Source organism: Nocardia sp. NBC_01503, from assembly GCF_036327755.1.
Classification (GTDB): Bacteria; Actinomycetota; Actinomycetes; order Mycobacteriales; family Mycobacteriaceae; genus Nocardia.
The window spans coordinates 4,379,848-4,394,988 of record NZ_CP109596.1 but is presented as its reverse complement, the minus strand read 5'-3'; the positions used below and the strand labels follow the sequence as shown (position 1 = coordinate 4,394,988).

Genomic DNA, 15,141 nt, shown 5'->3' with positions numbered 1-15,141 from the left:
TGCGCGAGCAGTTGGCTGGCTGCTCCACTCACATCGCGGCCCCTCTCGGAATCGGTAGATCACCGACCGAGATGTCGACATACCGCGTTTGCGATCCTCGGAGCAGACGTGCACACAAGCAAATCGGGCCTCCCAGTGGTGGGAAGCCGCGAAACAGGCATGAAGATCGCGCATAACGCGATTCGGGCCCGGTGGGATTCGCCGGGCCCGAACCGTGTCGGAGCAGGTAGGTCAGGCAGCCAATGCCATCGCTTCCGCCGATGCGGAATCGATGGCGGCGCTGGGCCGCCGCAGCATAGTGCCGGTGATGATCAGCGCGGCGGCCAGGACTCCGGTCGCCACCGTGAAGGCGAGACGGTAGCCGTCGGTCAGGGCCGCGGCCTCGGCGGCGCCCGCCGCCAGCCGGGTGCCGGTCTCGGAGGCCGCCAGGGTGGAGAGCACCGCGATACCGATCGCCATACCCACCTGCTGGGTGGTGTTGAACAGGCCGGAGGCGAGTCCGGCGTCATCGGCACTGGCGGCCGACATACCCAGATTGGTGAGCGCGGGCAGGACCAGGCCGCCACCGGCGATCAACACCATCATGGGGAGCAGATCGGGGATGTAGGCGGCATGCACCGGAAGCCTTGTCAGCCAGGCCATTCCGGCCAGCAGCAGGACCAGGCCGGTGATCAGGACGGTCCGCTCACCGAAGCGGGTGATCAGTCGGGCCGAGATGAACAGTGATACTCCGCCGATGGCGACGGCGGCGGGCAGCATGGCCAGACCGGTCTGCAATGCGGTGTAGCCCAACACCTTCTGCATGTACAGGGCGACGATGATCTGGAATGCGAACATGGCCGACAGGGTCAGCATCTGCACCACATTCGCGCCGGAAACATTGCGGGAACGGAAGATTCGCAGCGGAAGCAGCGGGGTCTTCGCGGTGGCCTGCCGAATGACGAATCCTGCCAACAGGATCAGCGATACAGCGCCGAGGCCGAGGGTGTGCGCGGACAGCCAGCTGTACTCCTCGATCTTCACGACGGTGTAGATGCCCAGCATGAGACCGGCGGTGACCAGCAGCGCGCCCAGCGCGTCGGCCCCGGCGGCCAGGCCCAGACCACGATCCGAGGGCAGCGCCTTCACGGCCAGTGCGACGGTCAGGACGCCGATCGGCACATTGATCAGGAAGATCCAATGCCAGTTCAGCGCATCGGTGAGTACACCGCCGAGCACCTGGCCGATGGAGGCACCGGCCGCGCCGGTGAAGCTGAAGATGCCGATGGCCCTGGCCCGTTCACCCTTCTCGGTGAACATGGTGACCAGAATGCCGAGCACCACCGCCGAGGCGATCGCACTGCCCACGCCCTGCAGGAAGCGGGCCGCGATCAGCATGGCCGGGCTGTTCGCCGCGCCCGCAAGCAGTGAAGCGGCGGTGAAGACGATATTGCCGATCAGGAACATCGTCTTGCGGCCGATCAGATCACCGAAGCGGCCCGCCAGCAGCAAGAGGCCACCGAAGGCGATCAGATACGCGTTGACGGTCCAGCTCAAACCGGCGGGCGTGAAGCCGAGATCCTGCTGGATCGCGGGCATGGCCACCGTGACAATGCTGCCATCGAGGATGGTCATCAGCGTCGCGGCGGAAAGCACCGCGAGGGCAAGGCTTTTGGACGCTGTCATGGTCTTCTCCTGTTCGAACCGACAAGAGAGACCGTACTAGATAGTTCCGTTGCAGACAATCTCTAACGGACTTTTTGGGTTGGCGGCCGGATCACTGCCTGGCGCGGCGCGCCGTGGATGCCTCCGCCGTCGCCGAAAGATGCCCCTCCACCAGGTGATTCAATGCCTTCAACAGGGCGTCGCGCTCCCCCTTGGGAAGCGAATCCAGGGCATCGCGGTGGACGCCGTCCACGATCTTCTGACTGCGCGCGGCGAGCTTCACACCCTCCGGAGTGACCGCGATGATGCGCGCGCGGCGATCGGCACTCGACGGACGCCGCTCCGCCAGCCCCGCCTTCTCCAGGGCGTCGACGGTCACCACCATGGTGGTCTTATCCATATCCCCCAGCTCGGCGAGCTGCGCCTGGGTGCGCTCCTGCTCGAGCGCGTGCACCAGAACGCAGTGCATACGAGCGGTCAGGCCGATCTCCGCCAGCGCGGCGGACATCTGCGTGCGCAGCACATGACTGGTGCGGTCGAGCAGGAACGACAGGTCACGTTCGGTCCGAACGGGTGCCAGAGCGGTCATACCGCACATCATAGTTTTGTTGCGGATTATCTGCATTCATCCGTAGTCGACGGCTGATGAGCCAGCCGAACGCGGCGGCGAACGGGGACATGAAGACCGCGTACACGGCCGCGGGGACCGCGATCTCGGTGCTGTCCAGAATGCTGATCGCGATGGTGATGGCGATGGCGCTGTTGTGAATCCCGATCTCCATCGAACAGGCCACGGCCTGACGATCGGCGACACCGAGCAGTCGGGGCAGCCAATAGCCGACCGTCAGACTGATCGCGCACAGCAGGGCGGCCGCCGCGCCGATTCGGGGTAGATCGCCGGTGATATCCGAACTGTTCGACAGCACCGCACCCAGCACGACGAAGACCAGGAGCAGTGCGGAGGCGATGCGCACCGAACGATCCATGCGATCGGCGAAGCCTGGGCGCAGGGCACGCACCGTCATACCGATCGCCACCGGGATCAAAACCATCGCGAAGACCTGTACGGCCTTGCCGAATTGCACGCCCAGCGAACCCGGACCGTCATCGGGACCGAAATGGTCGATCGCCGCATTCGTGATCAGCGGTACCGTCACCACCGAGATAATCGAATTGACCGCGGTCAGTGACACATTCAGCGCCACATCACCACGGAACAGATGACTGAAGAGATTCGCCGTCGCACCGCCCGGCGCGGCCGCCAACAGCATCAACCCGATCGCGGCAAGGGGAGCCAGCTCGAGCACCGTCACCAAACCGAAGGCCACCAACGGCAATATCACCATCTGGCACACCAGCGCGATCAACACCACCTTCGGCTGCCTCGCCACCCGGGTGAAATCCGCCGGGGTCAGCGCCAACCCCAGCCCGAACATGATCACGCCCAGCGCAATCGGCAACGCGACCGCGACAAACCCAGAATTCACTGCGTCCCTATATCTTTCACCACGCCGATCACTGCACTCGAACGGCTACTCCCCTCCGACCCTAGCCGCGCGATGAATGCGCCTCGGCCACAACACCACTGACCGGGTGTTTCGAGAAACGAAATTCTCCCCCGATCCCCCTATCAACCTCCGGCTATCGGAGCACAATCGTTGCTTTGGGGGAAATATCCAGGAGGACACCATGATTCGCAAAATAGCTGCGGCCGCCGCCATCGCCACCGCACTCATCGGCACCGGCGCGGGCATCGCACAGGCGGAGACTCCCACGACCGAACCCATCGCCGTCCAACCGGTAGCCGCAGGCCAGACCCAATCCCTCGCCGGTGAACAGATCGGCACGGTAGTCGGCACCGTCGTCGGCGCGGGCGTCGGCGCCCTCATCGGCGGCAGCGCCGGCTGCGTGGTCGTCGCCCCCGTCTGCCCCCTGGGCATCGCCATCGGCATCGGAATCGGCGGCGCGGCAGGCGGCGTCATCGGAGCCGGCCTCGGCGCGGGCGCCGGCGCGGCCATCGGCGCACAGATCCCGGGCTGACACCCGCGGTATACGAGGAAGAAGAACAGGCTCGGCGCTGGTCGACGGGGCGGGCATGATGGGGGTCCGTTCGCACCGGCAGTTACGTCCTACGCCCGGCCGCGGTTGGCCATGTGCGCGGCACAGGACCAGACCGCTCCGGCCGAACTCGCGGTCGAGGCGGCGAGTTCGGCACCGAACGCGAAAGTCGCCCGTGTGCCCGGCGGGCACGATGCACCGTTCCTCGACGCGCACGAACAGGCCGTCGGCATCGAATTGCTTTTTCTCCGCACGCATCTGCGCGCTCCCACCCGAGCGCTAGGCGAGTTCGCAACTGCCGAAAGCGACCGAATCAGATGAGCCAGGTTGTAGCTGCTATCCGGACGCGGGTCCTCGAGTACGGCACCGAAACCCTTTTCGCCCCGCCCACGCCCCTTTCCGCTACAAGATCACAAAATCGCATATAGACATTGGTGTACCAGCAGTGTGTACCATCAGTACATGCCGCTACCTCGATTCACGCGGATCGCCCCGGAACAGCGCGAGCACATCCTGGCCGTCGCGCGCGGCGCATTCGCCGCCGACGGGGCGACCAGCGCGTCATACAACAAGATCATCGCTGCCGCGGGCATCTCGAAAACCACCGCTTACCAGTACTTCGACGGCAGGGACGATCTGCTGAAGACCGTCCTGGACGACCTCGCGGCACGATTGGCGCTCGTCCTCGGTTCCTGGACGCCGGCCACGGGCGCGGCCCAGTTCTGGACCGAACTGACCGCCGCCTCCCAACGGCTGATCACGCATCTGGCCGACCACCCGCAGGACCGCGTTCTCGCCGCCCATGTCCCCCTGGAGTCGACCACGGCCGACCAGTGGCTGCGCGCCCTCGTCACCGATGGCACCCGCCTCGGCGTGATCCGCACCGACATAGATCCGGAGCTCCTGCACGCGGCCACCGCGAGCGTGCTCGCGGCCGCCGACCAGTGGATCCTGGCCCGCTGGGCCGCGACGGCCGACCGATCTCCCGATACCACGGCCGTCCTGCGACTCCTCGCCGGACTGTGGGCCACCCCGACCGACAAATTGCCGCACACGAAAGGGCAGTAGCCAATGCCGAACCCCACCGCACAGGACCCGAACACCACACCGCCACAACCGATGTCACGAGTGCTCGTGGCAGGCGCCACCGGTTACCTGGGACGCCATCTGGTTTCCGCCCTCAAAAAGCACGGCTGTTGGGTGCGCGTACTCGTACGCCGACCAGAGCAGGCGTCGGACCTGCCGGAGGCCGACGACGTCTTCGTAGGCCAAATCACCGACGCCGCAACCCTGCACGGCGCGGCCGACGACGTCGACACCGTGTTCTCCAGCATCGGAATCACCCGCCAGCGCGACGGCGTCGGATACGAACAGGTCGACTACGGCGGTAACCTGGCCCTGCTACGCGAAGCCGAGCGGGCGAGCGTGGCGCGGTTTGTGTACATCTCCGTCTTGCACGGCCGTGAGCTCCGCGATCACGTACGCCTGGCAGCCGCCAAGGAGCGCTTCGTCGACGAACTGCGCGCATCCGCCGTGGCCGGCACCGTAATTCGCCCGACGGGCTACTTCTCGGACATGCGCGAATTCCTGACCATGGCCGAAAAGGGCCGCGTCTACTTGATCGGCGACGGAAACCGCAGCATGAATCCGATATCCGGCGCAGATCTCGCCGAATTCTGCGTCACGACCGCCACCACCCGGTCCGCCCCCGACATCGAGATCGGCGGACCGGACATCCTCACTCACAATCAGATCGCCGAAGCCGCATTCGCCGCCACCGGCCGTCCCGCCCGCATCACTCACGTGCCGCGCGGACTCGCGGCCGCGGCCCGTCGGCTGGTCGAATCCATAACTCCGGAGCGCACTTTCGGCCCCCTGCAATTCTTCCTCTCCGTCATGACCACGGATATGGTGGCCCCCGCCACCGGCCACGATCACCTCGCCGCCTTCTTTCGAGAAGAGTCCGGAAGAAACCCTTGAGAGGACAACGCGAGCACATCCCGCGCAGGTTACGGCGACGTGGGCGCGAACCGAGATCGGCCGAGTACGGATCGACATCCCGCACCTCCTGCCGACACCGTCACCGAGCAGCGCCCGAATGACATTCGACATCACCGGAACCGTTCAGGAGCAAGACAATTCGCGGAGCACCTGTTCATTCGTCAAGCGTCGCGGCGCGATGTAGTACAGCACACTGCCCGGCGCCAGTGTCTCGGTCCAGATCGGGTTGACCATCAGGTCATCACCCGATCGGACCGCCAGCAGTATCGCTCCGTATCGCTGACCGAGCGCGATCTGACAGCGCTCCACGGACACCCCGCCGAACGACGCCGGCAGGGCCAGCGAATAGGTGTTGGCACCGCCGTGAGTCATCAACTCGGCGTACACCTCGGCGATACCCGGAGAAGTCATCTCCTCGGTGATCATTCGAGGCGTGTGCCACTGCACGCATCGAATCCAGGGGCCCACGTACCGAACCAGGTCGGCGCGATCGAGGTCGCGCAGTGCCACCACAGTATGCGCGGTGTCGGTGAGATGGGCGACTACGACCGCGATCGCCAGCGCCTCATTGTCGTCGCGCGCGTCGACGAGTACCGTGCTCGCGCGGTGCACTCCGGCGCGCCGCAGCACGCCCTCGTCGGTCAGATCACCGCGCACGAACTCCAGACCGTGCTGCTGGGGCATCGGGTGGGAACCGACCTCGTCCCAGGCGCACAGCACGAGCCGACGGGATTCGTCCGCCGACAGCTCCCCGACGATCCGTTCGGTCCGCCCGGCACGATAGCCGAGAACGACAACGTGCCCGGCTGCATCGGTACTGATCATTCCCTGCATGCGATTGCCTTTCGCTTCCTCCAGCATCGAGGCCAGCTTCGTGAACACCGTCGTCAGCGTCACGATGCCGCCGACGATGACATACACACCCACCAGGTGGCCGAATCCGGTCGTGGGGAAGAAGTCGCCGTACCCGACGGTGGACGCGGTGACGACGAAGTACCACCAGAAGTTGCCCGGCTGAACCAGTGCGCTGCCGGCCGGCTCGGCCCAGAACAACAGCGGCCAGCTGGTCACGAAGACCAAACCGATGACCACGATCGGCGTCGCCCAAGTGCGCAACAGACCGAAGCGCACGAGCATACGAGACAGAAAGAAGAACACTATTCTCCACCGGACGTCGACAGGTGCACCCACCGTAGTACCTGCCCGCGCGAACTTCGCCCCGCATCCACGCCCTCGAACCGCGTTCCCGCACAGAATCGATCAGGAACCCAGGTCCCTCCCATGGAGAACGCGCTCGAACTGATCACCCAAGCCCTCAGTGACTTCCGCATAACGCAGCGGAATCGTCAACCACATCGGTTCCCGGCAATCCACGCGGTGGGTTCGCGGGCGGTGGAACCCGATGACCCAGAACAACATATGACAGCACACCGCGAAGACCGCGGACGCATTCCGTCTTGCACCGCCAAGGGTTACCGGTGGTTCAGTCGCCTTGCAGCAGCAACTCGAAGACAGATGAGCGGGCGTCATGTCCTAACAGCACGTCATGATGCTCTGTGCCGCATTGGTTGTGCATCGGCACCTGGTTTCGACGAGGTGGTTCGCGGCCGAACGCCATGGGCGCGCACCTCGTCGGCGACCATACCGAATCGCGCGGCCTCGCAGACCAATCGACGCCGTGCACGAACATGATCAGCAACCGCTGCAACGACGAATGCCCGTGACCTCTGTTGAGGTCACGGGCATTTGCCCAGACGTGGAGCTGACGAACCAGCATGCGAACCGGGCAGGGCTGGTCGGCGGGCCGGACATCGTGATTCGTGCGGTGGGTGCCCGGCCAGACTCGGCCGGCGGTGCTCGATGATCGCGACCGCTCCACGTGCCCGATCGCAACGAATCACCTGCGGATCGTATCGCCGACTCATCGACAACGCTCCAGCAAGGCAATCGTTCCGGTGTCGGCAAGAGGCGCAGGATCATAGCGGCAGAACGCGCACATACGTTGCGGCAGAACGCGCACGCAATATGCGGCGAACCGCGCACGCCGCATGCGATACTACGGCGGTGACCTCGTCCTTTTCGTCATCGCCTATTGGTAGAATCCTTCCCCGGCACGCCCACTCGGCAGTCCATGAAGCACTGGCGGATACACGTGTTGTCCTGGTTAACGGGGCTCGTCAATGCGGTAAGAGCACGCTGGTCGCCCGGATTGGCAGAGAGATCGGCGCGACGTGGCGGAGCCTCGACAAGCCGGAGACCCGGCAGGCGGCCGGCTACGACCCAACCCAGTTCGTCCTCGACGATTCCCTCTTGATCATCGACGAGGTACAGCGAGTACCGGAGCTGCTGTTGGCGATCAAGGAGACCGTCGACGCCGATGGACGACCCGGCCGGTTCCTGCTCACCGGCTCGGCGCACGTCATGGCGCTCCGGAGCGTTCCGGACGCCCTTCCCGGACGCATGGAAACGATCGAACTCTGGCCACTCTCCCAAGGCGAAATCGACGGCGCACCGGACAGATTCATCGATTCCGCCTTCGAACGCGGACCACAACTACGGCACGACGGAACCGAGAACCGCGATGACTACATCGAACGGATCGCCCGCGGCGGTTTCCCCGAAGCTGTTGCGCGAGAGGGCAAACGGCGATCCCGATTCTTCTCCTCCTACGTCGCCGATCTGATCAACCGAGACGTCATGCAACTGTCCGAGATCGAACGCAGCGCAGAAATGTTCACCCTGGCCAACCTCGTTGCGGCTCGCTCCGGTCAGCTCCTGGTGCCCGGCGCCCTCGGCAATGAACTCGGCCTGCCCAAAGACACCGTCGCCCGCTACCTTCGCCTCCTGGAAGAGGTCTTCCTGATCAAGCGCATCCCCGCGTGGTCACGAAACCTGACCACCCGGGCCGTCGCGACGTCCAAGGTGTTCATGGTCGATTCCGGCATCGCCACCTATCTGTGCGGTGCCGACTCACGCGCGCTGCGGGCCGTGAACGGCCCGCTCGGGTCATTGCTGGAGGGCTTCGTAGCCGCCGAACTCGCTCGTCAGCTCACCTGGTCCGACCAGGAGGCCCGCATGTTCCACTACCGCACCCGCGACAACGTCGAAGTCGACATCATCCTCGAGAACAACCGACGAGAGGTGATCGCCATCGAGGTGAAAGCCGCCACCACCGTCAAGGGCGAAGACTTCCGCGGGCTCCGCCACCTCGCAGAACGCCTGGGCGACGACCTCCTCGCCGGATACCTGCTCTACACCGGCACCGAAACCCTCCCGTTCGGGCCGAAATTCCGAGCCTTGCCGATCAGCGCCCTGTGGAACGCACGACCATGACCGCCTCGAACGGTGCGCGCACTGCCACGAAAAAGGCAGAGCCGCAGGCTATTGACCTGCGGCTCTGCCGTTCTGTGGACCTGACGGACCAGCATACGAACCGGGCGGTGCTGGTCGACGGGCCGGACGTGATGATTCGGCCCGTGAATGCCCGGCATACAACAGGTCGCGACGGCTGGCCGGAGTACAATCTAGTCTGTCTAGACAGACCAACAATCAAAGGGAGCCGAACCGATGAGCTGGCAGGTTCAGGAAGCCAAACAGCGCTTCAGCGAGCTGCTCCGGAGTGTCACCACCGACGGCCCGCAGGTGGTGACGCGGCACGGCGAGGCGATTGCAGTGGTGATCGACATTGCCGAATACCGAAGGCTCCGTGGTGAGGTCACCGATTTCAAGGACTTCCTACGCGCCGGTCCGAGTCTCGAGGATCTCGATCTGACCCGCAGCCGCGAATCACCGCGCGAGATTGATTGGACGGCCTGACTTGGGCTTTCTACTCGACACCGACATTGTGTCCGAACTGCGCAAGAAGAGCCCCAACCGCAAGGTGCTGGCCTGGTACGAGGGAGTGCACTCCCATCAACTCCACCTCAGCGCCATCACCCTTGGCGAAATCCGGTTGGGTATCGAGCGTCTGCGCGTCCGGGACACGCCGCAGGCCGAGATTCTCGAATCGTGGCTCGGCACCCTGCGCACCACCTATCGCGATCGTATTGTCGCCGTCGACGCGGACATCGCCGAGGAATGGGCTCGAATGAACATCCCCAGGACCGTCCCGATATTGGATGGCCTGCTGGCCGCCACCGCCAAGGTGCACGAGTGGACTTTCGTCACCCGCAATGTCGCGGACGTGGTCGGCACTGGCATATCCACGCTCAATCCATTCGACTGATGCGGGACGGACTCGGTACCGATTGTGTTGCGACCGAATCCAGTACCGCCGCAATCACATTTGGCCGCGGTTGCCGGTGGTTCAGTCATCCCGCGGGCAGTGCAGCACACCTGTCGGGTTCGCGCATTGCCGGAAGAACAACAGAGCCGCAGGTCCATGACCTGCGGCTCTGTTGTGAAGTGGACCTGACGGACCAGCATACGAACCGGGCGGTGCTGGTCGACGGGCCGGATATCGCAATCCGCGCGGTGAGCGGACGGCGGACACGAAAAACCAATCCATCGAGCCCGGTGCGACGGACTAGTCAACCACGGATATTCCGACCAATCAACCAGCACAGTAGCGACGAATCAACCAGCGCAGTAGCGACGAATCGACCAGCTGCAGAGCTGGAAACTAGCTATGATCAGCCTGAGGGTGACCGTAGTCAGGCAGTGACACTCGACGAACGGAGCGTATGGCCATGCAGACCCGACATGGACCAGTCATCCCTCGACGTGCCGAAGCGGCGGTCGCCGACGCGCTGGCCGACACCCGCGTCGTCCTCGTCAATGGAGCACGGCAATGCGGGAAGAGCACGCTGGTCCGCCTCGTCACGAAGGGTCGTGAAGCCGAATGGCGCGACCTCGACGTCACCGTGACCAGGCAGGCCGCGCTCAACGACCCGGACGGGTTCGTCGACTCGCCGAACCTGATGGTGGTGGACGAGATCCAGCGGGCACCCGAGCTGTTGCTGGCCATCAAGGCGCAAGTCGATGCGGACGGCCGCCCGGGCCGATACCTCTTGACGGGCTCCGCGCGCATACTCGGACTGCGGGCGCTGCCGGATACTCTGGTCGGCCGCATGGAGACCATCGAGCTGTGGCCCCTTTCCCAAGGCGAGATGGACAGCGCGCCCGATGCCTTCATCGACGCGGTCTTCACCCACAGGGACAAGTTGCGTCACACCACGACCGTGCCGCGAGCCGACTACGCCGAGCGGATCGCCCGCGGCGGCTTCCCGGAAGCCATCACGCGAAGCACCGACAAGCGGCGCAAGGCCTTCTTCGATTCCTATGTCGGCGACTTGATCACCCGTGACATCCGCCAACTCTCGGAGATCGAACGCACCTCCGAGATGCGCGCCCTCTTACAACTGGTCGCTGCCCGCTCCGGTCAACTGCTCGCGAGCACCTCGCTCAGCAACGACCTCGCGCTCGGAGCCTCCACGGTCAAACGCTATCTGACGCTGCTCGAGGAGGTTTACCTGATCAAACGCATACCGGCGTGGTCCAGAAACCTGAGCAACCGCGCCACGATGATCCCGAAGGTCGCCTTCGTCGACTCCGGTATCGCAGCGAATCTCGTCGGAGCCGATGTGCGTAACATGTTGCGCCCCAATGGCCGATTCGGACCGTTGCTGGAGGGGTTTGTGCTGATGGAACTCGCACGCCAGCGCACGTGGTCCTCCGAGGATGTCGAGATGTACCACTACCGCACCAAGGACGGGGTCGAGGTCGACGCCGTCCTCGAGAACCGACGCGGCGAAGTCGTCGGCATAGAAGTCAAAGCCGCCTCCACCGTGGGACCGGACGACTTCCGCCACCTCCGTCACCTTGCAGAACGCCTCGGCGACGACTTTCTCACCGGCATCGTGCTCCACACCGGCCAACAGACACTGCCCTTCGGGCCCAAGATGCTCGCAATGCCGGTAAGCGCCCTCTGGGAAGTTCCGAGCCCCGAAGACTGATCAGATCGAAAGCCCGACAACCGGTCTCACCGCGAATGGTCACGCGACGAAGAAAAGCAAACGGCCCGACGTCGCCGCCGAGCCGTTCCTCGAGTGGAGCTGACGGACCAGCATGCGAACCGGGCGGTGCTGGTCGACGGGCCGGACATCATGATCAGGGCGGTCGGCACGCGGCGCCCGGTCAGCGGTGATGCCCGATGAACGGTCATAGAGACACCATGGCTGCAGTTCGCAACCGCATGCCTTGACAGCTCCGCCAGGTACGCGCTTTCGAATTATTCGAAAATGGGGCACAATCGTTGCCTACCCCCGAGGAGACATCGTGGCCGAGACATTGAATGAGCGCACGCTGCTACCGGAGCATCCGGATCAACTTGCCACGCTACAGAGGTTTCTCGACGCCATGCCGGACACGGTCGAAGCGTCCATTGTGCGGTCTTCCGAAGGGGACGTCGTCGCGCTGCCTGCCGAGGTGGTCGAGGCTCTGCGTTTGGTGGCTCAAGCGTTGTCGGAGGGTAAGGCAGTGACGGTAGCGCCGTTGCACACCACGCTGACGACGCAGGAGGCGGCCGAGTTGCTCGGCATGAGCAGGCCGACGTTTGTGAAGCTGTTGGATTCGGGTGCTATCCCGTTCACCCGGCCGGGTCGGCATCGGCGCGTTCGACTGACCGACGTGCTCGCCTTTCGAGAGTTTCGACGCGCCGAGCGGGCTGCCGGATTATCGGAACTGACAAGGATTTCCGAGGATTTGGGACTCTACGACGATGTCCCGGACGAACCGCTGAGACGGGATTAACCGAATGCAGCGGGTCTTCCTCGATACCTGTGTTCTGTACCCGAGCCATCTCCGCGACACTGTGCTGCGACTGGCCGAAGCCGATCTCATACAACCACTGTGGTCCAACGAGATTCTCGCCGAACTCCGCAGGAATCTCGCCGTCCGGCATGGTCGTGACGAAGACACCGCGCGGAAGGCAGATCACCTGATCGCCACGCTGCGCAGGTTCTTTCCCGACGCGATTGTCGAAGGGTACGACGACCTAGTGGATCGGATGGAGAACCACCCCAAGGACCGCCATGTTCTCGCTGCCGCGCTGCAGGGCAATGCCGACGTTTTGCTCACCTTCAACCTGAAAGATTTCGAGGTCCGTCCGATCGGCGACGGGTTCCCCGAGTTGTTGCACCCCGACGCCTTCCTGCTCGACATGCTGGATCTTGCTCCGGGACAGGTGATCAGGTTGCTCCACAAGCAGGTCGCCGAGCACAGGCGGCCACCGAAACATATCCAGGGATTGCTCGAGGTTCTCGATCGATCGGGAGTATCGGGGTTTGCCGCCGAAGTTCGTCGCCGACTGGACTGATAGATCCCCTTCCAAATTCCCAACTCGGAAACGACGTTTGACCCGATACAACAGAAGCGGTTCCAGTCAAAACGGGAACGGTTCGCGCAAGCCGAAAAACGGCAGAGCCACAGGTCGATGACCTGCGGCTCTGCCGTGAAGTGGACCTGACGGACCAGCATACGAACCGCGCGGTGCTGGTGGATGGACCGGACATCATGATTCGGGCCGTGGGTTCCCGGCAACCGGTTGGCGGCGAAGCCCGATGAACGGCCACTACGACAACCCGGGCGCGGATGGGGCAGCGTTTGGTAGCGCGGATGGGTCGGCGGGTGCTCGGCGTCCTATAGCCGCCACCCCATACGCCGAACATGGCTACCGTGTTCGCGCCGCTCAGCACCATGTTCAGTGCCGTGGGTCGAAATCCCGACTCAATATCAATACTCATACATGCTCACACCCCCGGCGGCCTGGCGGGCGCGCCGTCCACCGTGGCGGGCACCCGGACGCGGGTCCGTGGTTCCGGCTGCTCGACCGGGACCGACGCCTGCTCTCGATCCTGGCCGAACACAAGGTACTCACCACCGACCAGATCGCCGCCCTGGAATTCACCTCGACCCGCCGCGCACAAGACCGGCTGAGGAAACTGCGCGAGATGGGCATGCTGTTCGCCTTCCGGGAGTCACTCTATGGCGGCGGCACCAGCCAAACCCAACACGCCCTCGGCTATCTCGGCGCACGCCTGATCGCCGCCACACGCGCCGAGAAACCACCCGCCCAGGGCGCGCACGCCCTGATGCTCGAACGACTGGCCTGCTCACCCACCCTCGCCCACCGCCTCGGGGTCAATGACTTCTTCTGCGCCCTGGCCGCCCACCGCAACCCCGCTCGCCACCGCGACACCGCCAACCCGGAGCCGGTGGCCGGGCTCACCCACTGGTGGTCGGAACGCCAATGCACCGACTGCTTCCGCCTGGACCTGTACTCCGGGGAAACCGTCAGATTGCGACCCGACGGGTACGGCTGCTGGGAACAGAACGACCACGCGGTGCGGTTCTTCCTCGAATACGACACCGGCACAGAGTCATTGACCGCCCTCACTGGTAAACTCGCCACCTACCAACGCTTCCCCACCAACGAGTTCGGCATCCTGTTGTTCTCGCTGCACTCGTCCCGCCGCGAGACGGCGCTGCACCGGGCCATCTCCGGCTACCTCCCCGACATCACGATCGCCACTGTGGCCCGCGACCACATGCATCCCGACGGCCCCGCAGGCCCGGTCTGGGCACTGTGGACACCCCAGAGCGACGCCGCCGCCCAACGACTCCACTTGGCCGACTTACCCGAACGCGGCCCCCGCATCGCCCACCACACCGGCACCAGCCAGCCGTACAACGAAGCCGCCTTCGACCCAAATGCGCCGGATATCCGCGCCGTTCTCGACTCGAACTGTGCAAGGAGCGGCGTGACGCACCCGATCGCGAGTACCGATCGGTCGGAGCAGATCATCATCGAGACCGACTTCTGAGCACAGATGGCTACCGATTGAGTTTGCGGTCCGATGGTCGAACGCTGCGCGGCCGGATCGAGCAGTATCAGGGGCCGAGTTACCGGAGGAGGATCTGGCCGGATCCGTTATCCGTCAGCTAGAACTGCGTTCTGGCCGCCTACATGAACTCAGCCACATGACATCTCACCATGCGCACGTGCCGATGGGAGTAGGTCGACTGCACCTTGGGTACTCGCAACGGCGCTAGCTTCGCGCGTGTCGTCACGGACCCAATTCATCGTCGGCTCTAGGACGATGAATTGGGAGGTCACCCGTGGAGATTACTGGTGCCCGCGACCTATCAGCTCGTGCAGGTGCCGTGCAGCCGCCATACCGGTCAGCAGCCCTGCCGCTATCGCAGCCACTAACCCAACTGCTAGACCCGCGCCTTTGCCGTACGTGTCGACGATCGGGAACCCCGCAGCCAGCCCGGCAGTTGAGCCCGCACATAGTCCCACGAGAATCGACAAGCTGATGATCACTGTCAGTCGAAGTGAGACTATTGCCTTTTCGTCGTCGCGGCTCTCCGGCGGCCCGCTGCTCGGCTGCCCACCTGAACCACCTACGATTGACATCCTCGTCCTTCCTGTTAGCC

At 64.3% G+C, this 15,141-nt stretch carries 14 protein-coding genes; 10 read left to right on the top strand and 4 right to left on the bottom strand.

Features of this window, described 5'->3' with window-relative positions:
- Positions 1-231: 231 nt before the first annotated feature.
- From OHB26_RS19775 to OHB26_RS19765, 3 genes are all read right to left on the bottom strand, one after another.
- Entirely contained in the window at positions 232-1,665 is a 1,434-nt protein-coding gene (locus OHB26_RS19775) for an MFS transporter (protein ID WP_330178760.1), read from the bottom strand.
- A gap of 91 nt (positions 1,666-1,756) precedes the next feature.
- Positions 1,757-2,233, bottom strand: coding sequence for a MarR family winged helix-turn-helix transcriptional regulator (locus OHB26_RS19770; protein ID WP_330178759.1), 477 nt, complete (start codon positions 2,231-2,233; stop codon positions 1,757-1,759).
- Positions 2,199-3,131, bottom strand: coding sequence for a bile acid:sodium symporter family protein (locus OHB26_RS19765; protein WP_330178758.1), 933 nt, complete (start codon positions 3,129-3,131; stop codon positions 2,199-2,201). The genes OHB26_RS19770 and OHB26_RS19765 overlap by 35 nt, the downstream gene beginning before the upstream one ends.
- A 202-nt stretch (positions 3,132-3,333) precedes the next feature.
- Here OHB26_RS19765 and OHB26_RS19760 point away from each other — a divergent pair, with 202 nt between their 5' ends.
- The 3 genes from OHB26_RS19760 to OHB26_RS19750 all read left to right on the top strand — a co-directional run bounded on the left by OHB26_RS19760 (position 3,334) and on the right by OHB26_RS19750 (position 5,682).
- Entirely contained in the window at positions 3,334-3,684 is a 351-nt protein-coding gene (locus tag OHB26_RS19760) for a hypothetical protein (protein WP_330178757.1), read from the top strand.
- Between the two features lie 480 nt (positions 3,685-4,164).
- The gene (locus OHB26_RS19755; protein ID WP_330178756.1) at positions 4,165-4,770 is read left to right on the top strand and encodes a TetR/AcrR family transcriptional regulator; all 606 of its coding nucleotides are present in this window, start codon (positions 4,165-4,167) and stop codon (positions 4,768-4,770) included.
- A 3-nt stretch (positions 4,771-4,773) separates the two neighbouring features.
- Entirely contained in the window at positions 4,774-5,682 is a 909-nt protein-coding gene (locus tag OHB26_RS19750; RefSeq protein ID WP_330178755.1) for an SDR family oxidoreductase, read from the top strand.
- 144 nt (positions 5,683-5,826) lie between these two features.
- On the opposite strand, the gene OHB26_RS19745 is transcribed toward OHB26_RS19750, so the two are convergent.
- Positions 5,827-6,840, bottom strand: a complete 1,014-nt coding sequence (locus tag OHB26_RS19745; protein WP_330178754.1) for an ion channel — start codon at positions 6,838-6,840, stop codon at positions 5,827-5,829.
- A gap of 888 nt (positions 6,841-7,728) precedes the next feature.
- On the opposite strand from OHB26_RS19745, the gene OHB26_RS19740 reads away from it, so the two are divergent.
- The 7 genes from OHB26_RS19740 to OHB26_RS19710 all read left to right on the top strand — a co-directional run bounded on the left by OHB26_RS19740 (position 7,729) and on the right by OHB26_RS19710 (position 14,525).
- The gene (locus tag OHB26_RS19740) at positions 7,729-9,036 is read left to right on the top strand and encodes an ATP-binding protein (RefSeq protein ID WP_330178753.1); all 1,308 of its coding nucleotides are present in this window, start codon (positions 7,729-7,731) and stop codon (positions 9,034-9,036) included.
- Positions 9,037-9,270: 234 nt separating this feature from the next.
- Positions 9,271-9,519 (top strand): type II toxin-antitoxin system Phd/YefM family antitoxin, encoded by a 249-nt coding sequence (locus tag OHB26_RS19735; protein WP_330178752.1) that lies wholly within the window; start codon positions 9,271-9,273, stop codon positions 9,517-9,519.
- Positions 9,503-9,928: a type II toxin-antitoxin system VapC family toxin gene (locus OHB26_RS19730; RefSeq protein WP_330178751.1), complete on the top strand. Its 426-nt coding sequence runs from the start codon at positions 9,503-9,505 to the stop codon at positions 9,926-9,928. Before OHB26_RS19735 ends, OHB26_RS19730 begins: the two co-directional genes overlap by 17 nt.
- Before the next feature lie 457 nt (positions 9,929-10,385).
- Positions 10,386-11,657, top strand: coding sequence for an ATP-binding protein (locus OHB26_RS19725; RefSeq protein ID WP_330178750.1), 1,272 nt, complete (start codon positions 10,386-10,388; stop codon positions 11,655-11,657).
- 322 nt (positions 11,658-11,979) lie between these two features.
- A complete protein-coding gene (locus OHB26_RS19720) occupies positions 11,980-12,453 on the top strand; it encodes an excisionase family DNA-binding protein (protein WP_330178749.1) in 474 nt (157 codons plus the stop codon).
- Between the two features lie 4 nt (positions 12,454-12,457).
- Positions 12,458-13,018, top strand: coding sequence for a PIN domain-containing protein (locus tag OHB26_RS19715; RefSeq protein ID WP_330178748.1), 561 nt, complete (start codon positions 12,458-12,460; stop codon positions 13,016-13,018).
- 244 nt (positions 13,019-13,262) lie between these two features.
- Complete coding sequence (locus OHB26_RS19710; RefSeq protein ID WP_330178747.1) at positions 13,263-14,525, top strand: replication-relaxation family protein; 1,263 nt, start codon at positions 13,263-13,265, stop codon at positions 14,523-14,525.
- Positions 14,526-15,141 lie beyond the last annotated feature (616 nt).